At 67.0% G+C, this 25,961-nt stretch carries 24 protein-coding genes; 12 read left to right on the top strand and 12 right to left on the bottom strand.

The features are described from left to right. Positions 1-8 precede the first annotated feature (8 nt). Complete coding sequence (locus ACZK3W_RS12360) at positions 9-485, top strand: MerC family mercury resistance protein (RefSeq protein WP_197615631.1); 477 nt, start codon at positions 9-11, stop codon at positions 483-485. 62 nt (positions 486-547) lie between these two features. Here ACZK3W_RS12360 and ACZK3W_RS12365 read toward each other — a convergent pair whose 3' ends face one another. Then, positions 548-2,680 carry a TonB-dependent receptor domain-containing protein gene (locus ACZK3W_RS12365; protein WP_197615632.1) on the bottom strand — a complete coding sequence of 711 codons (2,133 nt, stop codon included), beginning with the start codon at positions 2,678-2,680 and terminating at the stop codon, positions 548-550. A 188-nt stretch (positions 2,681-2,868) separates the two neighbouring features. Here ACZK3W_RS12365 and ACZK3W_RS12370 point away from each other — a divergent pair, with 188 nt between their 5' ends. The 5 genes from ACZK3W_RS12370 (at position 2,869) to ACZK3W_RS12390 (ending at position 7,203) form a co-directional block, all read left to right on the top strand. Further along, the gene (locus tag ACZK3W_RS12370; RefSeq protein ID WP_197615633.1) at positions 2,869-3,723 is read left to right on the top strand and encodes a helix-turn-helix domain-containing protein; all 855 of its coding nucleotides are present in this window, start codon (positions 2,869-2,871) and stop codon (positions 3,721-3,723) included. A 99-nt stretch (positions 3,724-3,822) separates the two neighbouring features. Then, on the top strand, positions 3,823-4,200 hold the full coding sequence (gene copC, locus ACZK3W_RS12375; protein WP_125893600.1) for a copper homeostasis periplasmic binding protein CopC: 378 nt from the start codon (positions 3,823-3,825) through the stop codon (positions 4,198-4,200). Between the two features lie 10 nt (positions 4,201-4,210). Then, positions 4,211-5,095 carry a copper homeostasis membrane protein CopD gene (copD, locus tag ACZK3W_RS12380; protein ID WP_197615634.1) on the top strand — a complete coding sequence of 295 codons (885 nt, stop codon included), beginning with the start codon at positions 4,211-4,213 and terminating at the stop codon, positions 5,093-5,095. Between the two features lie 45 nt (positions 5,096-5,140). Then, positions 5,141-5,839: a heavy metal response regulator transcription factor gene (locus ACZK3W_RS12385; protein ID WP_197615635.1), complete on the top strand. Its 699-nt coding sequence runs from the start codon at positions 5,141-5,143 to the stop codon at positions 5,837-5,839. After that, complete coding sequence (locus ACZK3W_RS12390; protein ID WP_197615636.1) at positions 5,836-7,203, top strand: heavy metal sensor histidine kinase; 1,368 nt, start codon at positions 5,836-5,838, stop codon at positions 7,201-7,203. The genes ACZK3W_RS12385 and ACZK3W_RS12390 overlap by 4 nt, the downstream gene beginning before the upstream one ends. 65 nt (positions 7,204-7,268) lie before the next feature. Here the strand turns inward: ACZK3W_RS12390 and ACZK3W_RS12395 are convergent, their stop codons facing one another. Continuing rightward, positions 7,269-8,162, bottom strand: a complete 894-nt coding sequence (locus tag ACZK3W_RS12395) for a LysR family transcriptional regulator (protein ID WP_197615637.1) — start codon at positions 8,160-8,162, stop codon at positions 7,269-7,271. 106 nt (positions 8,163-8,268) lie between these two features. Here ACZK3W_RS12395 and ACZK3W_RS12400 point away from each other — a divergent pair, with 106 nt between their 5' ends. After that, positions 8,269-9,012, top strand: a complete 744-nt coding sequence (locus ACZK3W_RS12400; protein WP_197631829.1) for an SDR family oxidoreductase — start codon at positions 8,269-8,271, stop codon at positions 9,010-9,012. Positions 9,013-9,125: 113 nt separating this feature from the next. On the opposite strand, the gene ACZK3W_RS12405 is transcribed toward ACZK3W_RS12400, so the two are convergent. From ACZK3W_RS12405 to ACZK3W_RS12415, 3 genes are read right to left on the bottom strand one after another with little or no spacing between them, the layout of a single operon-like run. Continuing rightward, positions 9,126-12,203: a CusA/CzcA family heavy metal efflux RND transporter gene (locus tag ACZK3W_RS12405; protein WP_197615639.1), complete on the bottom strand. Its 3,078-nt coding sequence runs from the start codon at positions 12,201-12,203 to the stop codon at positions 9,126-9,128. Continuing rightward, entirely contained in the window at positions 12,200-13,372 is a 1,173-nt protein-coding gene (locus tag ACZK3W_RS12410; RefSeq protein ID WP_197615640.1) for an efflux RND transporter periplasmic adaptor subunit, read from the bottom strand. The genes ACZK3W_RS12405 and ACZK3W_RS12410 overlap by 4 nt, the downstream gene beginning before the upstream one ends. After that, positions 13,369-14,616, bottom strand: a complete 1,248-nt coding sequence (locus ACZK3W_RS12415) for a TolC family protein (protein WP_197615641.1) — start codon at positions 14,614-14,616, stop codon at positions 13,369-13,371. Before ACZK3W_RS12415 ends, ACZK3W_RS12410 begins: the two co-directional genes overlap by 4 nt. Before the next feature lie 62 nt (positions 14,617-14,678). Here ACZK3W_RS12415 and ACZK3W_RS12420 point away from each other — a divergent pair, with 62 nt between their 5' ends. Together ACZK3W_RS12420 and ACZK3W_RS12425 are read left to right on the top strand one after the other, a co-directional pair. Then, positions 14,679-15,353: a response regulator gene (locus ACZK3W_RS12420; RefSeq protein ID WP_006370279.1), complete on the top strand. Its 675-nt coding sequence runs from the start codon at positions 14,679-14,681 to the stop codon at positions 15,351-15,353. Further along, entirely contained in the window at positions 15,346-16,725 is a 1,380-nt protein-coding gene (locus ACZK3W_RS12425) for a sensor histidine kinase N-terminal domain-containing protein (protein WP_197615642.1), read from the top strand. Before ACZK3W_RS12420 ends, ACZK3W_RS12425 begins: the two co-directional genes overlap by 8 nt. Before the next feature lie 238 nt (positions 16,726-16,963). Here the strand turns inward: ACZK3W_RS12425 and ACZK3W_RS12430 are convergent, their stop codons facing one another. The 3 genes from ACZK3W_RS12430 to ACZK3W_RS12440 form a co-directional block, all read right to left on the bottom strand. Beyond that, entirely contained in the window at positions 16,964-19,309 is a 2,346-nt protein-coding gene (locus ACZK3W_RS12430; protein WP_197615643.1) for a GH92 family glycosyl hydrolase, read from the bottom strand. A gap of 102 nt (positions 19,310-19,411) precedes the next feature. Beyond that, the gene (locus ACZK3W_RS12435; RefSeq protein WP_197615644.1) at positions 19,412-19,735 is read right to left on the bottom strand and encodes a thioredoxin family protein; all 324 of its coding nucleotides are present in this window, start codon (positions 19,733-19,735) and stop codon (positions 19,412-19,414) included. Between the two features lie 5 nt (positions 19,736-19,740). After that, positions 19,741-20,157, bottom strand: coding sequence for a baeRF12 domain-containing protein (locus ACZK3W_RS12440; RefSeq protein WP_019337746.1), 417 nt, complete (start codon positions 20,155-20,157; stop codon positions 19,741-19,743). Between the two features lie 162 nt (positions 20,158-20,319). Here ACZK3W_RS12440 and ACZK3W_RS12445 point away from each other — a divergent pair, with 162 nt between their 5' ends. From ACZK3W_RS12445 to proP, 3 genes are all read left to right on the top strand, one after another. After that, positions 20,320-20,547 carry a hypothetical protein gene (locus tag ACZK3W_RS12445; protein WP_197615645.1) on the top strand — a complete coding sequence of 76 codons (228 nt, stop codon included), beginning with the start codon at positions 20,320-20,322 and terminating at the stop codon, positions 20,545-20,547. An 85-nt stretch (positions 20,548-20,632) separates the two neighbouring features. Continuing rightward, positions 20,633-20,761, top strand: coding sequence for a hypothetical protein (locus ACZK3W_RS12450; protein WP_256200907.1), 129 nt, complete (start codon positions 20,633-20,635; stop codon positions 20,759-20,761). A 263-nt stretch (positions 20,762-21,024) separates the two neighbouring features. Then, entirely contained in the window at positions 21,025-22,512 is a 1,488-nt protein-coding gene (gene proP / locus ACZK3W_RS12455; protein ID WP_478449952.1) for a glycine betaine/L-proline transporter ProP, read from the top strand. An 84-nt stretch (positions 22,513-22,596) separates the two neighbouring features. Here the strand turns inward: proP and ACZK3W_RS12460 are convergent, their stop codons facing one another. From ACZK3W_RS12460 to ACZK3W_RS12475, 4 genes are all read right to left on the bottom strand, one after another. Further along, positions 22,597-23,217: a hypothetical protein gene (locus ACZK3W_RS12460; protein ID WP_478449954.1), complete on the bottom strand. Its 621-nt coding sequence runs from the start codon at positions 23,215-23,217 to the stop codon at positions 22,597-22,599. A 105-nt stretch (positions 23,218-23,322) separates the two neighbouring features. Continuing rightward, entirely contained in the window at positions 23,323-23,949 is a 627-nt protein-coding gene (locus ACZK3W_RS12465) for an ATPase (RefSeq protein WP_024956515.1), read from the bottom strand. Positions 23,950-23,952: 3 nt separating this feature from the next. Beyond that, the gene (locus tag ACZK3W_RS12470; protein ID WP_005413623.1) at positions 23,953-24,294 is read right to left on the bottom strand and encodes a type II toxin-antitoxin system prevent-host-death family antitoxin; all 342 of its coding nucleotides are present in this window, start codon (positions 24,292-24,294) and stop codon (positions 23,953-23,955) included. 70 nt (positions 24,295-24,364) lie between these two features. Then, positions 24,365-25,960 (bottom strand): sensor histidine kinase, encoded by a 1,596-nt coding sequence (locus ACZK3W_RS12475; protein ID WP_478449956.1) that lies wholly within the window; start codon positions 25,958-25,960, stop codon positions 24,365-24,367. Position 25,961 lies beyond the last annotated feature (1 nt).

A 25,961-nucleotide genomic window follows, 5' to 3' on the forward strand; every position in this document is an offset into this window, starting at 1 on the left:
GTAACATAATGGACCACATCCCCCCGACCCCCGCAAGGGCTCTGGCCCAGCCGCCAACTTCGGCACGCTGGCATCCCCGTTTCGATCTGGCCGGCGCCTGGCTGTCGCTGGCCTGCGCCGCCCATTGCATCGCCCTGCCACTGCTGCTGGCCTTCGTGCCAGCGGCAATGATGGCGCTGCGCTCGTTCCAGCACCCCGGCCACGGCGTGATGACGCTGCTGTTGATGATGTCGCGCTGGGAATGGTTGTTCGCATTGATGGCCTCGACATTGGCGCTGGCCAGTACCACGGCCGGGCTGCACCGGCATGGGCGCTGGCTGCCGGTGCGGCTGGCCGTGGTTGGCGCGATCCTGCTGGTGTCAGCGTCGCTGTACCTGCCCTTGAAGGAATCACTGCTCTGGCATGGCGTGGCCACCGCCTGCGGTGGCGTGCTGCTGGCATGCGCGCACATCGGCAACCGGCGGGCATTGCACGGCCCACGATAGCGCCGGGCCATGCCCGGCGGGGTGCCGCCATCCACGCTTGGCGTGGATCTACCGTGGATTCGTCAGAAGCGGTACCCCACTTCCGCGCCGAAGATCCGCGGGCTGTCGACCGGGCCGTAGTAGTTTCCGTCGCGCCCGAAGGCCAGGTTGTCGAAGATCAGGCCGTTGATGCGGCGCTTGTTGGTCAGGTTCTGCACGAACACCCGCGCGCTCCACGGCCCGGTCTCGTAGCCCAGCTGCGCACCGAGCACGGCCACTGCGGGCTGGAACGCGCGGTTGCGTTCATCCAGTGCACTGGAGCCGGTGAACTGCGATTCCAGCCGTGCATGGATGCCGGAGTCGAACTGATAGCGCGCCGCCAGATAGCCAGTGTAGTGAGGGGTCAGCTTGACCCGCTTGCCATCCAGGTTCTGGTCCACGCTGACCCACAGCTTGGTGTACTTCGCATCGACGTAGCCCACATTCGCCATCAGGGTGAAGCCCGGCAGCACTTCGAACACGCCCTCCAGCTCGGCACCACGCGAACGGATCGAGGCATCCGAACCTACGTAGTCCGACGAGATCGGGCGGCCGTTGGCATCGGTGGCCACCTGGATCTCCTGCCAGTTGTCCGAGGTGATGTGGAACAGCGCGCCGCCGATGTGGCCACGACCGCCGGCCAGGTTCATCTTGAAGCCCAGCTCATGGCTCCACATGCGCTCGGACTCGTAGCGCAGCACCTTGTCGTTGACCACATCGCTCTGCGCCGCAGCCAGATTGAAGCCACCCGGAATGTAGCCCTTGGCCGAGGCCGCGTAGAAGGACAGGTCGTCAGTGGCGTCGTAGCGCAGCGACACCCGCGGCAGCGTGGCCGAGAAGGTATGCGCCAGCGCGGCATCGCGGTACAGCACGCGGCCACCGGCGCCCAGGTCCAGCGCACCGGCACGCTGTTCGGTGGAGCGCCGTGCCTGCTCATGGCGCAGGCCGGCGCTGGCGGTCAGCTTCGGCACCGCCGGGAAGGTATAGCTGGCGGTGGCGAAGACGCTGTAGTCCTCGCCCTTGGAGGTCTGCCGCGGTGCCAGGTTGTAGCTGTCCAGCCCGTGCAGCGCCGGGCCGACGAAGGTGCCGAGGATCGAATCCTTGCTGTTGCGGTAGGTCGACACACCGGCCATCCAGGTCAACGCCTGGTCGCTGGGCGAGCTGAAGCGCGCCTCGGCCGTCCATTCCTTCTTCCTGTCGTAGATGCGGCCGGCCAATGCCGGGCTGTTGGTCATGTCGAAGTCGTAGCCGGCCGAGGTCACCTCCTCGTCCCGCCAGGAAGCGGCCACGTCCAGCGTGCCGGCCTGCAGCTGCCATTGCGCACTGAGGCCGCCCACCGTTTCGTCCTTTTCGGTGCGCTTGGGGGCATCGTTGATGTAGGTGAAGTCACCGGCACGGCGGCCGCCATTGAGCGATGTGCCGTAGGTGCGGTTGTAGAGGCCGGTATCCAGCGGCAGGTATTCATACTCGAACATGCCCGGCGCGCGGGTGCGCAGATGATAGGCCAGCGCGTTCACCGAAACGTAATCGCTCGGCCGCCAGCGCAGCTTGCCCTGCAGGTAGCCTTCGCCGACCTTGCCGCGCGCACCGGAAGGTGTGAGGTTCTTCAGGTAGGCGTCCTCATCGGAGCCCATGAACGCCACCGAGCCGGACAGGCTGCCCGTCTTGTTCAGCGGCCCTGCCAGGAAGCCATCGAGAGCGGTGCCATTGCCGTTGCCGAACCAGGTGCTGCGCACATTGATCTCGCCCTCGCGCGCATCGGCCGGGCCGCGTGTGCGCACCAGTACCAGGCCGGATTCGCTGTTGGCGCCGTACAGCGTGCCCTGCGGGCCGCGCAGCACCTCCACCGACTCGACCTGGTTGAGCACGGCATTGCTCAGCTCGCGGAACGGAATGCCATCGATGTAGACCGAGGCACGATTGACCAGGAATGGATTGGACTCGATGCCGCGGATCGAGATGAACATGTTGCTGAGCTGCCCCATTGCGTTGAACTTCACGTTGGGCGCGAGCTTGTCGAGGTCACGGAACTCGGTGACGCCCGCTTCTTTCAGCGCCTGCCTGTCGAGCACCGTCACCGACAGATCGCTCTTCAGGTATGGGGTATCGCGCTTGGAACCGGTGACGCGGACACCGTCGAGCGTGGCCGGGTCGGCCTGCTGGGCAAGGGCGGGCAAGGCAGGAACGAGCAGGGATGCTGCGATGAGCGCGGCAGCAGGCGTGGACGACTTCAAAGCGGGAACCTCGACGGATGGAGTGGCGGACGCGCGGGCGGCGGCAGCGCGGGACAAGAGTGTTATTCTGTAACATTCGCACCCTGCCGCCACTCCATTTCCGGCAGCGCCGCTCCATTCCCGGATCCGTGATGCCCGCCCTCGCCGACCAGCTGCTGCAGGAAACCCGGTCGCAGGCCCCTGCGGCCTACGCCAGCGACGATGGTGCGGTGGTGCTGCTGCGTCATCGCTTCGATGCCAGCGAAGGCGAGATGGGACATCCGCAGCAACTGCGCCTGGGCCTGGCCGTGGGCGGCGGCGGTCGGCTGCAGCAGCGCACCCTCAGCGGTCTTCTGCAGGCGCCGTGGCGGCCCGGCCAGTTCAATCTGGTGCTGCCGGGAGACACCGGCACCTATGCCAGCCCCGCGGTCGATCTGCTCGGCATCGCCATCGATACCCACCTGCATCCGCAGGATCCGCAGCAGTTGCAACAGCTGCAGCCGCTGGCGGCGCGGCTGCACCACGACCCGGTGATCACTTCGGTGCTGCAGGCGCTGTGGTGCAGCGCGCAGGCTGATGTTTGCCTGCCCGGCTTCCTCGAGCATGGCGCGCAGGTGCTGCTGCACCGCCTGGGTCAGCTTGCCGGTCAGCCGCGCCAGGCGCGTGGCACGGTGTCCCCACTGTCGGCACGACGGTTGCGGCAACTGGAGGCCTACATCGACGCGCAACACGGCCAGGCGCTGACCGTTCCACAGCTGGCCGCTGCAGTGCAGATGGAGGCCGCGACGTTCGGCCGCGCGCTGCGTGCGGCCACTGGCCTGCCGCCCTATGCCTTCCTGACCCAGCACCGCATGCAGCGGGCGCGCGCCGAACTCGCGCAGGGCCGGCGTGTCACCGACGTTGCCCTGGCCAGCGGATATGCCAATCCCAGCAAGTTCAGCGCGGCGTTCCGGCGTGTGGTCGGTTGTTCGCCGTCAGCATGGATCGCGCAGTCACGGGCCCGGTAGTGCCGGCCGCCAACATTACGAACTGGTAATGTCCAAGTCAGGGCCTCGAAAGGCGGTGGACGTCACCCTGCAGGCCACTTCCTCATCGGTGATCCACATATGACCCGCTCCCTGTTCCGCGTCGCCCCGCTCGCCCTGCTGCTGTCCGGCCTTTCGGCCGCGCCGCTGGCGCTGGCCCATCCCAGCCTGGTGCGTTCGACGCCAGCGGCCAATGCCACCGTGGCCCCGGCCAGCCAGATCGAGCTGCAGTTCAGTGAGAAGGTGATGCCGCGTGCCACCCGCATCGAACTGAGCATGGACCACGGCCGCATGAAGATGGCGATGCCAACCACGGCGCAGGAGATCTCCGAGGACGGCCACACCCTGCGCGCGCGCTTTGCCAAGCCGCTGCCCGCCGGCAGTTACGCGCTGCAGTGGCGCGCGGTCGGCCAGGACAGCCATCCGATCACCGGCACCTACCGCTTCACCGTGAAGTAAGGCCGCTGCTGTGGCCGAGCTTTCGCCGTATGCGCTGCGGCTGGCGCTGTATCTGGCCCTGATGCTGCTGTTCGGGCGGATGCTGTTCGTCCGCCCCGGACTGCCGCGCAGCGTCTCGCTGGCCCTCGTTCTGGTGGCACTGGTGCTGGTCGGCATCGATGTGGTCACCCGTTTGTCCGGCGTGCTTGGCATATCACCGGTCGACATCGATGGCGAGACAGCGCGCTGGTTTCTTACCGGTACGCCGGTGGGCGAGGCGGGACTGCTGCGCATCCTGGCCCTGCTGGCAATGCTGCCGCTGCTGGCAGTCAATCGCCCGGTACAGGGCCTGCGCCGCCCCGCACTGCTGGCACTCTCGGCGGTGACCCTGGCCAGCCTCGCCTGGAACGGCCATGCCGTTGCTGGGGATGGGGTCGCTGGCCGGCTGCGTCTTGCTGCCGGCATCGTGCACCTGCTGGCGGTCGGTGCCTGGATCGGTGCGATCGCCGCCATCGTACAGTTGGCACTGCGGCGGCAAGGGCCGAGCCTGCGCGAGCGCACCCACGAACTATGGCAGGCCGCGCACGGCTTCGCCCTGCCCGGCACGATCATCGTCGCCCTGCTGGCGATGACCGGCACCTATACCTATGTCGATCTCGGCGGTTCCATACAGACCCTGACCGGCGCCGCGCATGGACGCTGGCTGCTGCTCAAGCTGGCACTGGTGGGTGGCATGCTGGGCCTGGCCGCGCTGCATCGCTGGCGGCTGGTGCCGGCGCTGGCGGTCTCCATCCGGGGTGGCTGGCAGCCCAGGCCGCTGCGTTCACTGCGCCACAGCCTGGCCTGCGAATCGGTACTGGCGCTGCTGGTGCTGGCCTGTGTCGCGATTCTCGGCACGCTGGATCCGCTGGCATGAGACTGCGCAGCCAGCCCACGCCCAAGCTGCGATGATGGGCGCACCATGAAACTGCTGATCGTCGAAGACGAACCCAAGACCGGCAACTACCTGCGCCAGGGCCTGATCGAGGCTGGCTATGTGGTCGACCTCGCCAGCAACGGCATCGACGGCCTGCACCTGGCCGAGAGCGGCGAGTACCAGCTGGTCATCCTCGATGTGATGCTGCCCGGCCTGGATGGCTGGACTGTGCTGTCGCGGCTGCGTGGAGCCGGCTGGCCGCTGCCGGTGCTGTTCCTGACCGCACGCAGCAGCATCGCCGACCGCGTGCAGGGCCTTGAGCTGGGCGCCGACGACTACCTGGCCAAGCCCTTCGCTTTCGCCGAGCTGCTGGCGCGCGTGCGCACGCTGCTACGCCGCGGCCAAGCGGTGCCGCAGGTTGAACGCATCGTCATCGCCGACCTGGTGGTGGATACCCAGCGCCGCCGGGTGGAGCGTGGCGGCCAGCGCATCGCGCTCAGCCAGAAGGAGTACACCCTGCTGGAACTTCTGGCGAGGCGGCGCGGTGAAGTACTGCCGCGCTCGTTGATCGCCTCGCAGGTGTGGGACATGAACTTCGACAGCGACACCAATGTGATCGACGTGGCGATCCGCCGCCTGCGCGCGAAGATCGACGATGACTTCGACGCCAAGCTCATCGTCACCGTGCGCGGCATGGGCTACGTGCTCGAAGCACCAGACGACGGCGCTGTGAGCAACGGATGAGCCTGCGCCGTTCCATCGCGGTGCGGCTGACCCTGCTGTTCGCCATCGTGGCCACGCTGGTGCTGGCCGCATTGGGCGTGGCCATCTATGTCAGCGCCCGCCATGACCTTGTTGCCCAGGATTTCATCGAACTGGAGAACAAGGTTGCGTTGATCCGCGATCTTGCTGGCAATGGGCCCGCCGCCGCACGCGGCCCGCGGTTGGCAGAGGCGCTCAGCCATCATCCCGATATCGCCTTCCACATCGTCAATGGCCACGGAGCCGTGCTGTTCTCGACCGCACCTGCACTGCTGCGCGAGCACGCACGCAGCCAGCCCATCGACGCCGCGCCACGGCGGCACGACTGGATTCTCGACGATGGTCGCTGCATGCATGCCCTGCACCTGCGGCAAACCCTGGCCGACGGCAGCCAGCTGGTCACCCTGCTGGCCATCGATGACGACCGCCATGCCGATTTCCTGCAGCGCTTCCGCCACCTCCTGGCGATCGCCATCATCGGTGCCGCCGTGGCCAGCAGCCTGCTCGGCGGCTACGTAGTGCGACGCACGCTGCGACCGCTGCGCACGTTGGCCGATGAAGCCCGGCAGATCACCGCCGGGCGCCTGCAGCGGCGTTTGAACGCGCGCAGTGCGCCGGCCGAGCTGGAACAGCTGGCACAGACGCTCAACGGCATGCTGGCGCGCCTGCAGCTGGACTTCGCACGCCTGACCGAGTTCTCTGGTGATCTGGCCCATGAGCTGCGCACGCCGATCACCAACATGCTGACCCAGGTACAGGTGGTGCTGGCCCACCCCCGCAGCAACGAGGCCTACCGCGAGACGCTGGCCTCGTGCGCCGAAGAACTGCAGCAGTTGGCGCAGACCGTGGGTGACCTGCTGTATCTGGCGCAGGCCGAGGCGCCGGGCGCACTGCCCTCGCGGGAGCCGGTGGCACTGGATGGGGTGGTGGATTCGCTGCTGGAGTTCTATGACCTGCTGGCCGAGGACCGGCAATTGACCCTGCGCCGCGACGGCGTGGCGAGCGTGGAAGGCAACCGTCTGATGCTGCACAGGGCGATCGCCAATCTGCTGTCCAACGCGTTGAAGCACGCAGCCGTGGGCAGCGAGGTGCGGGTGCAGCTGGTCGAGGGCGATGGCGTGTGCAGGGTCAGCGTGCACAACCTCGGCCCGCCGATTGCCAAAGCAGCACTGCCACGCCTGTTCGATCGCTTCTATCGCGGCGAGCGGGGCCGCCACGAAGGTGCTGGACTGGGCCTGGCGATCACCCGTGCGATTGCACAGGCGCATGGCGGAACGGTAAGCGTGACCTCCGATGAAACCGGCACCGTGTTCGAGCTGGTGCTGCCAAGCGCATCGGCCCGGTAGTGCCGGCCGCTGGCCGGCAACCTTGGCACATCACGCGTGTTGCAGTTGCCGGCCCGCGGCCGGCACTACCTCATCTGGTCGAACACCCCGGCCACCCAGTCGATGAACACCCGCAGCCGCGGCGACGGTGTGCGGTTGCGGGGGTAGACCAGGCTCAGTGGACTCGGTGTCGGCGGCGCGTCCGGCAACAGCTCGACCAGCTGCCCGCTCGCGATGTAGGGGTCCATCCGGTAGCGCGGTGCCTGGATGATGCCGAGACCCGCCAAGGCGGCACCAAGGAATGCGTCCGCGCCGGAAACCCTCACCCGCGCGGGCAGCGGCACATAGCGCACCTGCCCACCCTGCTGGAACTCAAGCGGAATCAGCTGGCCGGTGGCGCTGGAGCGATAGCCGACCATCTGGTGGCCTTGCTCCAGTGATTCGATGGTCTCGGGCACACCGTGCGCCTGCACATAACCCGGTGCGGCCACCGTAACTTCCCGCAGCATGGTCAACCGGCGCGCCGCCAGATCGCTGTCGGCCAGGGTCCCCACCCGCAACGCCGCATCCACGCCTTCGCGCAGCAGGTCGACATAGCGGTCGCCTTCGCTGACCTCCAGTTCGATCTCGGGGTAATGCTGCAGGAAGTCCGGTAGATGCGGAAACAGCAGGTGCCGGCCCAGCGTGCCATGCACTTCAATGCGCAGCGGGCCACGCGGCGGCACGTCACGGAACGCGGCTTCGGCATCGTCCATGTCGGCGATCAGGCGCAGGCAACGCCCATAGAACGCTTCCCCTTCCAGGGTGGGCACCACCAGCCGCGTGGTCCGGTGCAGCAGGCGCACGCCCAGCCGCTGTTCCAGTGCTTTGATCGCATCGGTCACCGTGGCCCGCGGCAGGCCGAGGTCCTCGGAGGCACGGGTGAAGCTGCGGCGCTCGACGATACGGACGAAGGCACGCATGGCCGTGAATCGGTCCATTGTTCGGCAATTCGGATGATGTTGGCGGATTATGCATGATTATCCGAACTGATGAGATGGCGAAGATGGCACTGCGCCAGTCCGGCGCGCCCTGCTGGAACCAACCATGCCCACCTCCTCCGCCCGCCGCGTCGCCCTGGTCACCGGCGGTTCCCGTGGCATCGGCGCGGCCATTTCGCGCCGCCTGGCCGCCGACGGCCATGCCGTGGCGATCAACTACGCCGGCCGCCGCGACGATGCCGAGGCACTGGCCGCCGAACTCACGGCCACTGGCGCGCAGGCCATCGCGCTGCAGGCCGATGTGGCCGACCCGCAGGCGGTGCGCCAGCTGTTCGACGCCATCGAGGCGCGCTTCGGCGGTATCGACGTAGTGGTGAACAGTGCCGGCGTGCTGCAGTTGGCGCCGCTGGCCGACAGCGATGACGCGTTGTTCGAGCGGGTGATCGGCATCAACCTGAAAGGCGCCTTCAACGTGCTGCGCGAGAGCGCGCGACGGGTGCGCGACGGTGGCCGCCTGATCAGTCTGTCCACCAGCGTGGTCGGCATCAGACTGGAGCACTACAGCGTGTATGCCGCCAGCAAGGCGGCGGTGGAGACGATGGGCGCGATCCTCAGCAAGGAGCTGCGCGGGCGCAACATCACCGTGAATGCAGTGGCGCCCGGCCCGACCGCCACCGACCTGTTCCTGGAGGGCAAGTCACCCGAGCTGATCGAGCGGTTGGCGAAGATGAACCCCCTGGAACGGCTGGGTATGCCGGAGGACATCGCCGGTGCGGTGGCCTTCCTGGCCGGTGCTGATGGCGGGTGGATCAACGGGCAGGTGCTGCGCGCCAATGGCGGGATGGTGTAGGTAGTCGCCCACCTTGGTGGGCGCGTCGCCGCGTGCCCACCAAGGTGGGCACCTACCGGGCCATGCCTGGCGGCCGGGTCGCACCCACGCATGGCGTGGATCTACGGTGCCGATCATCCGGCGCGCGCCTCGCGGCGCCGGTGCACCCAGTAGTACAGCGTCGGCAGCACCAGCAGGGTCAGCAGCATCGCCGACAGCAGGCCACCGATCACCACCACCGCCAGCGGCTTCTGGGTCTCGGCGCCGATCGCATGCGAGGTCGCCATCGGCAGCAGGCCGAACATCGCCAGCAGTGCGGTCATCAGCACCGTACGCAGGCGCTGCAGCGAGCCCTGCACCACCGACTGCAGCAGGTCCATGCCCTGCTCGCGCAGCTGGGCGAAGCGACTGAGCATCACTACCCCGTTCAGCACCGCTTGTCCGAACAACGCAATGAATCCGATCGCCGCCGACACTGACAGTGGAATGCCGGTCAACCACAACGCCAGGATGCCGCCGATCATCGCCAGCGGTACGTTGGCCAGGATCAGCGCCGCGCTGCTGATGTCCTTGAAGGCATCGAACAGCAGTACGAAGATGAGCAGCACCGACAGCGGAATCACCCAGCCCAGCCGCTTCATCGCACGCTGCTGGTTCTCGAACTCACCGGACCATTCCAACCGGTAGCCTTCCGGCAGCTGCACGCTGGCATCCACGCGCTTGCGCATGTCGGCCACCACGCTGCCCATGTCCCGCCCGGCGATGAAGATGCTCACTGCCTTCACCCGCTGTGCGTTCTCGCGCGAGATGTTGATCGCGCCGCTGGCCATGCGGAAGTCGGCCACGTCGGACAGCGTCACCGTGTGGCCATCGCCGATGCCCACCGGCACCGTGCGCAGCCGCTGCAGGTCACGATCGGCATCGTCCAGGCGCAACGTGATCGGGAACCTGCGGTCGCCCTCCCACAGCTCGCCGACCTGGCGCCCACCCAGCGCTGTCTCGATCACTTCGTCGATGTCACGCACATTCAGCCCATACCGTGCTGCACGGTCGCGGTCGATCTCGATCTGCAGCTGCGGCAACGAGCCATCGCGGTCAATGAAGGCACTCTCCACGCCCTCCACGCCACGCACCTGGCCCAGGATCGCCTGCGCCTGCCGGTTCAGTACGTCCAGATCCGAGCCACTGACCTTGATCACCACCTGGCCCTTGATCTGCGAGATGCTCTCCAGGATGTTGTCGCGCACCGGCTGTGAGATCGAGAACTCCGGCCCCGGAATGCGCTGCTCCAGCGTGCGCTGCAGGTCGCTCACCAGCTGCCGCTTGTCCACCCCCTTCGGCCATTCCTTCTCCGGCTTCAACGCCACCAGTGCCTCGATCTGGTTGGCGCCCTTGGCATCGGAGCCGTCTTCCGGCCGCCCCAGCTTGGCCACCACCGTCGATACCTGCGGGAAGGTTCCAACCAGCTCGCGGATGCGCCGCGACTGCTGCTGTGCTTCGGCCAGGCTGGTGCTGGGGTCAAGCGTGGCGGTCAGCCAGATCGAGCCCTCGTCCAGCTCGGGCAGGAACTCCGAGCCCAGGCGGGTACCCAGTGCCAACGTACCCACCAGCAACGCCACTGCGGTCAGCACCACCGCACGTGGCCGGGCCAGTGCGCGCTCCAGGATCGGCCGGTACCAGTCGGTCAGGCGGTCCATCAGCGGGTTGCCGTCGCGCATGCGGTCGCGCCGCAGCCACCAGTAGCAGAACAGCGGCACCACGGTCAGCGCCAGGATCAACGCACCGATCAGGGCCGAGGTCACCGAGTACGCCATCGGCGCGAACATGCGGCCTTCCTGGCGCTGCAGGGTGAAGATCGGGATGTGCGCGGCGATGATGATCAGCATCGAGAAGAACGTCGGCCGGCCCACTTCCGATGCGGCGGAAAGAATGGTCGAGAACCGCGTCTTCCGATCAGCCGTAGGTGGCAGCTTCGACAATCGCGAGACAATGTGCTCGGTGACGATCACCGCGCCATCGATGATGATGCCGAAGTCCATCGCACCCAAGGACAGCAGGTTGGCCGGCACGCCCCACAGGTGCAGGCCTAGGAAGGTCGACAACAGCGCCAGCGGCATCATCGCCGCCACGATCAGCGCGGCGCGGGCGTTGTACAGGAACAGCCACAGCACCAGGAACACCAGCACCGCACCTTCCAGCAGGTTGCGGAAGACGGTCTTCAAGGTGGTCGACACCAGCCAGGAGCGGTCGTAGAACGGCTCGATGCTGACCCCGGCCGGCAGCTGGTTCGCTTCGATCTCGGCGATGCGCGCATGCAGGGCGTCGAGCACGTCGGACGGATTCTCGCCCTTGCGCATGAGCACCATGCCGAACACCGCATCGTCATTGTCGTCCTGGCCGACCAGGCCCTGCCGTGGCAGGCCGGTATCGGCGATGCCGGCCAGGTCGCGCACCAGGATCGGCGTGCCACCTCGCTGCGCCACCACCACGTTGCCGATGTCACCCGGCGAACGCATCAGGCCCACGCCGCGGATCAGGAACTGCTGCTGGCCGCGCTCCACGTAGCCGCCGCCGGCATTGGAGCTGCCCTTCTCCAGCGCCTCGGCGAATTCACCGAGGCTGATGCCGCGATCACGCAGCTTGTCCAGGTCCGGTTTGACCTGGAAGGTGCGCGCGAACCCGCCGAAGCTGATCACATCGGCCACGCCTGGCACGGTGCGCAGGCTGCGCTCCATCGTCCATTCCTGCACGGTGCGCAGCTGGGTCGGCGCCATGTGCGGGCCCTTGAGTACGTAGCGGTAGATCTCGCCCACCGCCGAACTCATCGCCTCCAGCTCCGGGGTCACGCCCTCCGGCAGCTCCACGCCCTGCAGGCGCTCCAGCACCTGCTGCCGCGCGAAATAGTCGTCGGCCTTGTCGTCGAAGGTCAGGATGATCATCGACAGGCCGAACTGGGTATGCGAGAACACCCGCACCGAATGCGGAATGCCGGACAAGGCCACTTCCAGCGGCATCGTCACTTCGCGTTCCACCTCTTCGGCGGCGCGGCCCGGGTGCAGCGACACCACCGTCACCTGGGTGTCGGAGACGTCCGGGAAGGCCTCCACCGGCAGCACGCGGAACGCGGCGATGCCGCCGCCGATGAACAACAGCAGTGCCAGCATCACCATCAGCGGCTGGCGCAGGCAATAGGCAATCAGGCGATCGATCATGGGGCGGCATGCCCCGCGCCGGTGCTGGCGGCCGCTGGCGCGCTGTCGACCAGCTGCTGCAGCAGCAGGCCCCCTTCGACCACCACCCTGCTGCCAACCGCCAGGCCGTCACGCACCCACAGTCGGCCGTCACCCAGCTCCTCGGCGTGCACGGCGTGGCGCACGTAGCGGCCCTTGCCCTCCTCCACGAACACCACCTGCGTGCCGTCGATCAGCAGCACCGCCGCATCGGGCAGCGAGACGCCGCCCTCGGCCGGCAATGCTACCTGGGCACGCACGTACTGCCCGGCCTTGAAGCCCCGTGCGCGGTTGTCCAGCTCGGCGCGCGCCTGCACCACGCGGCGTTCGCTGTCGACGAAGTCATCCACATGCTGCAGGGTCGCCTGCAGCGGCTGGCCATCTGCGCCCGGCACACTGACCGGCATGCCGGCCTTCAGCCGTCCTGCCAGGCTTTCGGGGATGTCCAGCAGCAACCACAGCCGGTCCGGATCGCCGATCACCGCCAAAGGTTGTTCACTGTCGGGGCTGACCGACATGCCCGGGCTCATCCGCCGCTCCACCAGCACGCCATCGATGGGCGCGCGCAGCGGCAGGCGCTGGTCGACGCGCTGGCCGTTGCCATAGGCCTTGGCGAAGGCGGCCGCGCGTGCATGATCAGCCTGACTGCCAGCGAAGTTTGCCTCGGCCTCGTCCAGTTCACGACCCGACGCCACTCCCGCCGCATGCAGTTCGCGGGTACGGTCCAGTTCCTTGCGTGCCTGCTGCAGCTCGGCGCGACCACGGGCACCTTCAGCCTGAGCCTGGCCGAACTCGGGCGAGGTGATCCAGGCGATGACCTGGCCGGCTTTCACCTTCTGTCCCGGCTGTGCCTCGATGCGCGCTACCTGCCCCGGCAGCGGCGTGTGAAGTGCGCTGGAGCGCGTCTCATCCCAGACCACCCGGCCCGGCAGCTGTAGGCTGGCGCTGGCGCCGGCACTGACTGTCTCGCTGCGCAGCACGTCCAGCTGGCGGCTGTCGGAAGGAAACTGAATCTGGCCGGCGCTGACCCGAGGTGCGTCCTCAAGATAGGAAGCTGGCTCTCGACCACAGCCGCCCAGCAGGATCAGCGCCAGCAAGACGGGCAGCACGGCGTATCGCGCCTGCGGGCGATAGGCGACGGTGGACTTCATCGGGATTCTCCTTCGGCAACGGATGTGGCGGCTTCCCAGCGCGCCAGTGCAATGGCATGGTCGGTGCGCGCCTCGATCAGCGCGGCCTCGAAATCTCGCCAGCTGCGGCGCGCATCCAGCAGATCGGTCAGGTTGGCGGCACCGCGCCGGTACGCCAGTTCGATGCCCTGCACCGCCCTGCGTGCGGCGTCGGACTGCAGTCCCTCATAGTCGCTGCGGCGCTGTGCGGCGGACTGCGCGCTGGCCTGCAGCTGGTCCAGCTCGGCGCGTGCTTCGCGCTGCAGCACCTGCAGCTCCAGTGCGGCGCTGTCGCGGTCGGCCTCGGCACGCTGGATCGCGCCGCGCGCCCGCGACGGCGCACCCAGCGGAATGGTCAACGACACGCCCCAGGTAACACCGCTGATGTCGGTCGGCTCTCGTTCGGCCTCCACGCCCAGCTGGATATCGCGATGGCGCTCGCTGCGCGCCAGGGCCACGCCTGCGTCGGCCGCGACCAGGCGCGAACGCGCGGCACGCAGGTCGGCGCGCTGCTGCGGGTCGAACGCGCGTACATCGGCCACGCTGCTGGCATCCGGCCAGGGGTCATCAGCACTGAGGTCGCGGCTGTCATCGCTGCCCAGCAGCATCCCCAGCACATTCCGCGCGTCACGCAGATCCAATGCTGCCTCGCGCGCCGCGTCCGCCACAGCCAGGTCGTCCACAGCCAGCCGCGCGCGATCCACCGGTGCCATCGCCCCTGTCGCAACCTGCTTATCCGCCGCCGCCATCTGCTCGGCCGAACTCTGCCGGTTGGCGTCGGCAATCTGGGCCCGCTCCTGCGCGCCCTTCAGGCCGAAATAGGCTTCATGCAGTGCCACCTGTTGTCGGCGACGGGTATCGAGCATCTCCAGCCCTGCGACTTCCAGCAGCGCGTCGGCCTGGCGGATGCGCAACGCACGCTTGCCACCTCGTTCCCAGGTCCAGCCCAGGCCCACGGTGCTGTCCACGCGCTTGTCCTGCCAGCGCCCCGGGCCGATGCCATGCTTGGGGCTGACCTTGCTGGTACCGAGCGACAGCTCGGTGGCCGGGCGCAATGCCGCCGTCTGCGCATCACCCTGCACACCGCGCAGCTCCAGTGCCGCCGCACGCAGGTCAGGGTTGTGTGCGTCCATTGCGCGCTGCGCGTCCTGCAGGGACAGCGCCGAAGCCACAGGCGCGCACAGAAGAGTGGCCAGCACGGCCGCAAGACGAGAGGAGAAATTCATGTGCGTCAAGGTAAGGTGATGCACTTGCGCCAAACTTGCCCCAACCTTGCACGAAGCTTGCAATGCGAATCCTGCTGATCGAAGACGATGCCGCCCTGGCCGATGGACTGATCCGCGCCCTGCAGGGTGCCGGCCATCTGTGCGATCACCTCTCGCGCGGACTGCACGCACCTGCGGCGCTGGCCAGTGCACCCTATGACGTGATGGTGCTGGACCTTTCATTGCCGGACGTGGATGGCCTCGACCTGCTGTCGCGCCTGCGCAACGATGGCGCCACCTTGCCGGTACTGATCCTGACCGCACGCGATGGCGTGGAGGACCGCATCCTCGGCCTCGACCGCGGCGGCGATGACTACCTGGCAAAACCATTCGCGCTGGGCGAGCTGGAAGCGCGCCTGCGTGCGTTGTCGCGCCGCCGCAGTGACGCACCGGCGCAGAAGCGATTGGGCCGGCTGTGCTTCGACAGCATCCGCAACGAAGTGCAGGTGGACGGCCAGCGCATCGAGCTGACCGCACGCGAGCTGTCGCTGGTCGAAGCGTTGATGCAGCACCCCGGCCGCACCGTGACCAAGCAGCGCCTGTTCGATGCGCTCTACAGCTGGGACCACGAAGCCAACCTGTCGGTGATCGAGGTGCATGTCAGCCGCCTGCGCCGCAAGCTGGAACAGGCGCGCGCCGGCGTCGGCATCCGCATGTTGCGTGGCCTTGGCTACCGGCTGGAGGCCGTGGGTGACTGAGCGCGTGCACAGCCTGCGCGGCCTGCTGCTGCGACGCCTGTGGCTGCCGCTGCTGGTGCTGCTGCTGTGCAGCGCAGTAGGTTCGTTCGCGCTGGCGCGCTTCTACGCCGGCCAGGTCTACGACCGCTGGCTGCTGGATTCGGCGATGTCGTTGTCCGAGCTGGTGACGGTGCAGGACGGCCGCGCATCCATCGAGATCACCCCGGCGGTATCACGCATGTTCACCTGGGACACCGCCGACGAAGTGCATGGCGAGGTGGTCGATGCGGATGGCGGGCGCCTGTATGGCGACCTGCCCGAGGCATTGCCACGTCCGGCGAGCGCCGCCGCGAATGACGATGCGGTCTACTACGATGCGCGCCTGCGTGGTCAACCGGTGCGCATGGTCGAAGTGGTGGTCAGCGCCGGGCCGGGCCATGACATCCGGCTGCGCGTGGCCGAGACACTGCGCAAGCGCCACCGGCTGGAACGCAAGCTGCTGCTGACCAGCGTTCCGTTCCAGGCCGCGATCCTGGCACTGGCGGCGTGGCTGGCCTGGTCCGGCACCGGCGCCGCCGCAGGCCACGCCAACCTGGTCGCACGGAAGCTGGCCAGCCCGCGGCCGGATCCGTTGGCACCGCTGGATCCGGCGCAGGAGGCACCGCGCGAACTGTGGCCGGCGGTTGAGGCCTACAACGCCCTGCTGCAGCGCCTGGACGCGATGCAGGATGCGCAGCGGCGCTTCGTCAGCAACGCCGCACATCAACTGCGCACACCGTTGGCGGCCATGCAGGTGGAGCTGGAGAGCTCATTGCGCCAGCATGATCCGCAGGCCCAGCAGCTGGCGCTGTCCGGCACGCTGGCCGGGTTGGCCCGCTTGCAGCATCTGGTCAACCAACTGCTGATGCTGAGCCGCTCCGAAGATCCACATGGCAGCGCACTGCCGCTGCAGCCAGTGGACCTGGCCGCGTTGGCGCGTAGCCTGGTGGAGCGCTATGCGGACCGTGCATTGGCTGCAGGCGTGGACCTGGGTTATGACGGGCCCGACGACGACGTGCAGGTAAAGGGCGATCCGCAGCTGCTGCGCGAGGCGTTGGGCAACCTGCTGGACAACGCGCTGCGCTACGGTTCCGTGCCAGGCTTGATCACCCTGGGACTACAGCAGGATGCCGAGGGCGTGCAGGTGTGGGTGGACGATGACGGCACCGGCATTGCCGAGGCCGAGCGCGCGCGCGTCACGGAACGCTTCTACCGGGCCAGCAGTGAAGGTGATGGCTGTGGGCTGGGACTGGCGATCGTGGCCGAGATCGCGCAGCGGCATGATGCGGCGCTGGTGATCGATACCGCCCCGATCGGTGGCGCGCGGGTGGGGATGCGGTTTCGATCCCGCTGACGTCCTGCGTGCCAACCAAGGTTGGCACCTACCCGGTCACGCCATCCGGTAGACGCCCACCTTGGTGGGCGCTGTTGACCTCCCGTGTGCCAACCAAGGTTGGCACCTACCAAAGCGGGATTCCTCGGGAGCATGGCTCGGTAGACGCCAACCTTGGTTGGCGCCGTTGACGTCCCGCGTGCCAACCAAGGTTGGCACCTACCAGAAGCGGGATCCCCGTATGCCAACCCACAACCCATCACCGGCTCATCGAATACGGCGCCTGCGCGCCCTGCCCCGGCCAGTCCCTGTTCGGCTCGGCCTGCATGCTGAAGCGCAGTTCGCCACCTGCCAGGATCTCGTCGTGGCGCAGGAAGGTGCGCTGCAATGGCTTGCCGTTGAGGCTCACATTGCCCACATAGGTGTGCTTGTCATCCAGTCCATCGGCCACGATGGTGAACGTCTTGCCGTTCGGCAGGCGCATTGCGGTCTTCGGCAGGAACGGGCGACCCAGGATGTACTCGCCCGAGCCCGGGGCCACCGGGTAGAAGCCCAAGGCGGTGAACACGTACCACGCCGACATCTGGCCGACGTCATCATTGCCGGCCAGGCCATCGGGGCGGTCGGCGTACTGGGTATCCATGATCTGCTTCAGGCGCGCCTGCGTGCGCCACGGCTGGCCGGCATACGAATACAGGTAGGCGACGTGGTGGCTGGGCTCGTTGCCGTGCGCATACCAGCCGATCAGCCCGGTGATGTCTTCCATGTGCTCGAAGATGGACGGGTCGACCTTGGCGTTGAACACCTCGTCCAGGCGCGCGAGCAGCTTGTCACTGCCACCGTGCGCTGCCGCCAGACCGGCCACATCCTGCGGCACGTACCAGGAGTACTGCCAGGCATTGCCCTCGGTGTAGTCGGTGCCGTATCCACTGGCGCTGGGGTCGAATGGCGTGCGGAAGCTGCCATCGCGCTTGCGTGCGCGCATGAAGCCAGTGTCTTTGTCGAAGGCGTTGCGCCAGTTGCCGGCGCGCTTGTCGAAGGTGGCCGCAACATCGGTCTTGCCCATCGCCTGTGCCATGCGCGCGATGGTCCAGTCGTCGAAGGCGTACTCCACTGTCTTGCTGGCCGCTTCGCCTTCCTCGTCGATCGGCACATAGCCCAGCTCGCGGTACTGCGCGATGCCGTCGTAGGGCCCGTAGTTGGCGGTCTCGACCATCGCCTTCAGTGCCTTGTCGGCGTCGAAGCCGCGGATGCCCTTTACGTAGGCGTCGGCGATCACCGGCACGGCGTGGTAGCCGATCATGCACCAGTCTTCCAGGCCATGGAATGACCACACCGGCAGCATGCCGTACGGGCTGTGCTCATGGTGGGCCAGCATCGAATTGACGAAGTCGCTGTTGCGCTTCTCCGGCTGCACCAGCGTCAGCAGCGGATGCAGCGCGCGGTAGGTATCCCACAGCGAGAACGTGGAGTAGTTGGTGTAGCCCTTGGCCTGGTGCACCGCGTTGTCCGAACCGCGGTACTGGCCATCGGCATCCATGAACAACGTCGGCCCCAGCATCGTGTGGTACAGCGCGGTATAGGCGCTGCGTCGCGCATGTTCCGGCGCATCGATATCGAGCACCGACAGCGCCTGCGTCCATTCCTGCTTTGCCTGCGCACGCACGCGGTCGAAATCGAAGCCGGCCACTTCCGCGTCGAGGTTGGCAATGGCACCGGCTTCGCTGACAGGCGAGATCGCAACCTTGACCACCAGCGGTGCATCCAGCTTGCCGAAGGCGAAGGTGCCGACCAGCTGGCGCCCCTCGATCTGTGCGCGCTGCGCCGGATCCTTCTCGCCCGGAGGCGGGAAGCCCTTGTAGACAATGTCCTGCTCGGTGTTGTGCAGCTCATGCCCGGAAAGCGGCCGCGAGAAACGCATCGCGAAATACAGCTGGCGGCCCGGCGCCCAGCCACGGGTTTCGCGGAAGCCGGTCACCGTGCCGTCGGCGCGCACCCGTACCCGCGACCACAGCACCTTGCCCGGGTAGTCGTACATGCTGGTGCGCATGTCCAGCAGCACCTTGGCGTCGGTGCCCTTGGGGAACGTATAGCGGTGCACGCCCACGCGCGCACTGGTGGTCAGTTCGGCGCGCACCTTGTAGTCATCCAGGGTGACCGCGTAGTAGCCCGGCTCAGCCTTCTCGTTATCGTGGCGGAAGCGCGACGCGTAACCGCTACGCGGCTTTTCCGGATCACCGCGCTCCAGGCCGGGATTACCGGTGAACGGCATCAGCAGGATGTCGCCGAGGTCCGAATGACCGGTTCCGGAAAAATGCGTGTGCGAGAAGCCGACGATGCTGCTGTCGTCGTAGCGATAGCCGGCTGCCCAGCCATAGGCCTTTTCGCGTGGCTGGATGCGTGTGTCCGGGCTGAGCTGGACCATGCCGAACGGCACCGTGGCACCCGGGTAGGTGTGGCCTTCACCTCCAGTACCAATGAACGGGTCGACCGAGGTGTAGGCCTTGTCGGCGGCGGTTTTGGCGGGAGCGGCCGACGCCAGGCCGGAAGCGAGCATTGCCGTGGCGGCGACAGCGATCAGGAGATGACGGTCCAACGTGGGCATCGGCGTTTGGATCGATTCAGGTGGTAGCCGGATGCTAGCACCGGGCCTGTCACGCCGCATGCTGCAGTGCGACTGCCCGGTGTCCCGCGCCGGGTTCAATCGTCAACCGGGAAGCGCGTTCTGCAACGACATGAGGTCCGCGCTGTCCAGCGGCCTCACCACCCGCGCGACCTCTTCTCCATCGCGCAGCAGCACCACTGTCGGCCACAGCTTCACCTTGAACGCTCGCCCCAATGGCCTTCCCTTGCCATCCTCGATCTTCCAATGCGCCAGATCGTTCGCTTCGACGAAGGCCTGCAACGCGGGCTGCGCGGCCTGGCAATGACCGCACCAGGGCGCACCGAACTCCAGCACCTGCCACCCAGCCTGCGCCGCCACCCCCGCAGAGGTGGGCTCGTTCGGAAGGTGATCACGCATGAACGGCATGAGCGCTACGCCGCCAGTGCCTTCTGGATGTCTTCCAGCGGCGCGTTGGTCAGGTCCTTGGCAATATCCCCGAGCAATCGCGCCTGGACCTCTTTATGCAGCAGCGGACGAATGCGACCCAGCGTGGTCGGGTCGGCGATCAACACCAGGTGCGCATAGCGGTTCTTCAAGGCATCCTCATTGAGCTGTTCGGCCACCTGCTTGGCGAACGTCGCCTCGTTGAGCTGCGAGACCGACATGTCCTTCGGCACGGCACCCGCAGGCCCCTGCCCGGACACGCCCTGCTCACTGATGTCCTGCAGGCGCAGCTCGCCCTCCTGTTTCAGGGTCAACTGATGGTTGCTGCCCACGTTGGTAAACACCCGTGCCGAACCACCGTCGGCTACCACGATCAGCGTTCCTTCGGGAATCGTCCGCGCCATTGCATCCTCCATCAATTTGAAAAGTGGGTGTGTGCTCCACCTTATGCACGCCGATGTCACCAGAGCGCGTACAGGATGTGATTCCGTCATCGCAATCTGAAATCCGCCCTAAATTTACCGGGAGGCCTGCCGCTATGGCCTCCATCATCGCGAGGAACCTCTGTGCACGCTGGCTCACTGTTCCACATCTGCTTCGCCACCAGCCTGGCCATTGCCGGCTGCGCCGGCTGCATCCACCAGTTCCTGCAGGGCCAACCGTTTTTCGCCCTGGCCATCATGCTCTCGGTGCTCACGATGATCGGCGCCGCACTGGTCACGCGGAAACTGGCACTGCCGGGCGCCTTGGCGATTACCTGCACGGTGTTCGGTTTGCTGGCGAAGTCGGCCTGAGCCTTCTGAACAGGCGACGTGGAACACAGCGTGCAGATCAGCCCGCTTCGCTGCACGCTCACGCCGGTGCCGTTATGATGAACGGATGATCGACACGACCCACTACGTGACGGGCGCACCTGTTACGTGGGAAGCACTGCCGACCGGCGCTTCGCTTGCCACGATTGCTCCCGCCCTGCATTTCCATCGCCTCGCGCTGGATCCCGGCGGATGACGCCCGCAGGCCCACGGCCTGCCATCCCCACACGCTGATGTGACACGCGGCTGCCAACTGCGCGGCCGTTGTGATCCCGTTGCCGCGTTTCCGCCCTTGCGGCGGTGCTTTGCCGTGCGCGTGGCGTTGCGCCTGCACACATTCCCCGGCCCCCACGCCCCCTTCCGATGCCCCTGCGCCACTTGCGCCTGCATCGCCGTTTCCGATTTCCGGGACACACCACAGCACCCATTCCCCTATTCCATACCTACAAGGGAGCCCCTATGCAGGACACGCCCGATTCCCATGCCCACTTCGGCTGGTTCAAACGCCGCCGCCACCTGAAGGTCGATGAGATCACCGTCGTCGACAAGCCCATGCTCAAGCGCGCCGTCGGTGCCGCTGCACTCGGCAATGCCATGGAGTGGTTCGACTTCGGTGTCTACGGCTATCTGGCCGTCACCATCGGCCAGGTGTTCTTCCCGTCGAGCAATCCCACCGCACAGGTGATCGCGGCCTTTGCCACCTTCACCGTGGCATTCCTGGTGCGTCCACTCGGTGGCCTGGTGTTCGGCCCGCTCGGCGACCGCTATGGGCGCCAGAAGGTGCTGGCGTTCACCATGATCCTGATGGCGCTGGGTACCTTTGCGATCGGCCTGATTCCTTCCTACGAGCGGATCGGCATCTGGGCACCGGTGCTGTTGCTGCTGGCGCGTGTGGTGCAGGGCTTTTCCACCGGCGGCGAGTATGGCGGTGCGGCCACCTTCATCGCCGAGTATTCCACCGACCGCAACCGCGGCCTGATGGGCAGCTGGCTGGAGTTCGGTACGCTGGGCGGATACATCGCCGGCGCCGGTACCGTGACCGCGCTGCACATGCTGTTGAGCAGCGAGCAGATGCTGGACTGGGGCTGGCGCATTCCATTCCTGGTGGCCGGCCCGTTGGGCCTGCTCGGCCTGTACATGCGCATGAAGCTGGAGGAAACCCCGGCGTTCCGCGCGTTCGCCGAAGAAGCCGAGAAGCGCGAGCACGACCGGCCGGGGCTGGGCGCACTGTTCCAGGTGCATGGTCGCCAACTGCTCGTGTGCATGGGCCTGGTGCTGGTGTTCAACGTCACCGACTACATGCTGCTGACCTACATACCCAGCTACCTCAGCGTCACCATGGGCTATGCCGAGAGCAAGGGCCTGCTGCTGATCATCATCGTGATGCTGGTGATGATGCCGTTGAACATCGTCGGCGGGTTGTTCAGTGACAGGCTGGGCCGCCGACCGATGATCATTGGTGCCTGCATCGCGCTGCTGGTGCTGGCGATTCCGTGCCTGATGCTGGTCGGCAGCGGCAACGATGGGCTGATCTTCCTTGGCCTGATGCTGCTGGGCCTGGCACTGGTGTGCTTCACCAGTTCGATGCCGTCCACGCTCCCGGCGCTGTTCTATACGCCGGTGCGCTACAGCGCGCTGTCGATCGCATTCAACGTGTCGGTGTCGCTGTTCGGTGGCACCACGCCGCTGGTCACCGCGTGGCTGGTGGAACGTACCGGCGACCCGCTGGTGCCGGCCTATTACCTGATGGGCGCGGCGGTGATCGGGCTGGTGACCATGCTGTTCGTGAAGGAGACCGCCGGCCTGCCGCTGCGTGGCTCACCGCCGGCAGTGGGCAGCGACAGGGAAGCCGCTGCGTTGTTGAAGAGCGATGTGCCGGTAACGGTGGACCCGAGTCTGCCACCACTGCCGGAGGCTGCGGAGCCTGAGCAGGTGAAGCCGGCCTGAGGCTGGCCGCAGTACGCGATCCCCCCTTGGCGTGGACCTACGGGGCCAGTGGCGCCGGGCGAATACGCCCGGCACTCCTTGGCGCTATTTCTTGATGTAAGTCAGCTTCCCCGGCGTCCAACGCAGCGTCCATGTGTAGTTTCCGTCCGGCGGACAGACGTGGCGGTTCGGGCTCTTCCATTCGCAGACCGTCGCCCCGGCACTGACAGTGAAATCGACAACGATGCGATCACCCTGGATGCGGATGGCACGGATGGCGCCTGGAATCTGTTCAGCCGCGTCGTCAGCATAGCCATACCTGCGGATGGCGGCATAGTCCTCTGCTTCCACCGGCGACAGGCTGTTCGGGTTCTCCTGGCCGCGCGGATCGTTTGCCGTCAGCGCCGTCATCACCGCAACAACGTTGCTTTGGGCGAAGCTGCCGCCGGAATAGTCGGACGTGTAGAAATACACGACCTCGGCACGGCCATCGCCATCGAGATCGGCAACAGCGGTCCAAACCGGGCGGAAGTCGGATTCAATGTCGCCGCCGGGAATCAGCCGCAGGTTGGCTTCGGCGGCGTGGAAGGCCTGCACCAGGCTGGGCGGCGATGGTCGCTTGGCGGCAGGCGACGCGGCCATCGTCGGCATGCAGGACAGCGCCAGTGCCAGCGCGGCAAGCACCAGGCAGATAGAACTGGCGCGGAACGTCGCAGGTCCGTGCATGTCATCCTCCTTGAGTGTGCGGTCAGTCTAACCGCAGCTCCGGTGGCAGTCGTGCACGGCGCGGTTTCGCGCGATGTGTGAAAGGTATCCACGTATGGCGTGGATCTAATCCGAGGTGTTCAATTCCATCGCACGCATCACGATGGGCTTGGCCCAATCCGGCGTATGCAGCAGCTCGGCCACCGAGACCGGGTACTGCAGCTGGCCATGCGCCATCGCCAGCACCGGCAGCGGCTCGACGCAGCCGTCGGCGTCGGCGGGAGCGCTGTTGTCGTAGACATGCAGCTCGGCCAGGTGTGGCAGCAGGTCCAGCAGGTTCTCGCGCGCCGAATCGAAGCGGGCGTGGATCTTCTCCACCGGAATATCGTGGCCACCGGCCGCTACCCGCGCAGCGACGCGGGCGATGTGCAGCTCGACGCTGGCCAGGCCGCAGAACCATACCGCCACATGATGCTGCTCACAGGCCTCGCGCAGCAGGCCTGGAATGGTGTTGCCGCCCAGCGTGGTCTCGAAGGCGAAGTCCGTGCCATCAGCCATGGCCTGGCGCAGGCGGCGGGTGCCTTCCTGCCAGGCCTCCGCATTGGCATCGGGCAGCGGCCAGCCGGCCTCCACCAGGCGCCGGGTGAACGAATCGGGGTTGAACCAGCCCAGCCCTTCGGCTTCCAGCCAGGTACCCAGCAGCGAACTCTTGCCGGCGCCATTGACGCCGGCAAGCACCAGGATCCGCCCCATCGGTCAGAGCGGACGGCCGAGGGTGACCTTGCGACCGCGGCGGATCGGCTGGCCCAGCACCTTGCCCAGCCCCTCCCCGCGCTGCAGGCTGGCCAGGGTCTGGTCAAACTCACCGCGCAGGCGCAGCAGTTCTTCGCTGCGCTCACCGGCATCGCCGCCAGCGGCCTTGGCCAGCAGTTCCTGGTAGGTGCGGATGTCCACGATCACCGCTTCGGGGTGGTTGTGGTTGGTGATGACCAGCGCCTGCTTCTCGCGCACGGTGCGCATCAGGCTCGGCCAGCCACGGGTCTTCACCGACGACGCGGGGGCCTTTTCGAGGCCAGGCAGATCCAGCGGCAGGGTCATGGCACGGCTCCAGACGGGGACAGTTGAGGCCATTATGCCCAATTTGGCCCAATTGGGGATAAATGGGCCTTTACCTGCCGGAACCGCCCGCCGCCGCGCCGGGAGCGTCGGTCTGCAGCAGGCTGTCTCGCTCGCGCAGCGGAAAGCGGATCCAGGCATCCAGGCCCTGCGGGCCAAAGCGCAGCTCGCCGCTGCCGGCGAGTTCGTAGGGCACGCGCTGCTCGATCAGCGCCCGGCCAAGGCCACGCTGCCGGGGCTGCTCCCAGTCCTCCACTTCGGCATGGCGCTCGCACCAGTGCAGGCCGAGCCATGGCTGGCCGGCCTGAACCTGCAGATCCCAGGTCACCTCGATCCGGCCATCCTCATGGGTCAGTGCGCCATGCCGCAGGGCATTGGTCGCCAGCTCGTGGATCGCCAGGGACAGTACTTCGGCCGCCTTCGGCGGCAGCAGCACATCCTCGCCCTGCAGGCGGTAGGCCGCCGCTGCCGGCGTCTGCGCCGCGATCTCCTCATCGAGCATGCCACGCAGGCAGACCCCGGCATTGGCGCCGCGGGTCAGCAGGCTCTGCGTGCGCGCCAGCGACATCAGTCGCCCGCACAACCGTTCAGCGTATTCATCCACGCTGCTGACCGACTCGCGGGTCCGCCAGGCAATGGCATGGATGGTCGACATGATGTTGCGCACCCGGTGCTGCAGTTCGGCCAGCAATACAGACTGGCGCTCGGTGGCACGCTTGAGATCGTCGATGTCCACGGCGATGGCAAATACGCCGCTGACCTCACCGTCGCCATCGCGCAGGGGCGCGGCCGCGACCCGGGTCCAGCGCGCGCGCCCATCGTCATGCAGATACTGGAACTCCAGCCCCGGCACCACGGTCTCGCCGCGCATCGCACGGGCGATGGCGAAATCCTCCGGCCCGATGGCGCTGCCGTCCGCATGCCAGCCACGCCAGCGATGCAGGTTCACCTCATCCGTGGAGGGCACCTTGCCGCTGGGCAGGTAGGCACGCATCTGGTCGTTGGACAGCTGCAGGCGCCCTTCGGTGTCGACAATGCAGACGCCCACCGGCAGCACCTTGAAGGCCAATGCCAGGCGCCGGTCCGCCTCCCGCCGCTTCTGCTCTTCGCGCTCGCGTGCCGATTGGGCCACATGCGCCGCTGTGGTCTCGAACATGGTCACGAGCACGCCGTTGATGCGCCCTTCCTCGCCAAGGATCGGGCTGTAGGTAATGGTGAACCAGACATCCTCCAACCGCCCGCGGCGTGCCAGGGGATAGAGTTTGTCCTCGTAGGTGATGGTTTCGCCCTGCCAGACGCGCTGGTAGATGGGCCCATTGATATGCCAGACCTCGGGCCAGCACTCGCGGGTCGGCTGGCCGAGCCCGCCGGGATGCTTGTCGGCCAGAATCTCGGCATAGCCATCGTTGTAGAGCTGCACCAGCTGCTCACCCCACAGCACGATCATTGGGAAACCATGGGCCAGCATCAGGTCGACGGTGGCGCGCAGGTGGGGCGGCCACTGTTCGCAGGCACCCAACGGCGTGGATGACCAGTCGTGGCGGGCGATGCGCGCGGCCATGCCATCGTGGCGCACATGCAGCTGCGGTGCAGGTGGCATCTGGCCACGCAGCTTGGCGGCGTGGATGTCTTCAGGACGGCGCGACATG

The organism is Stenotrophomonas sp. 80084_Sma, assembly GCF_056481995.1.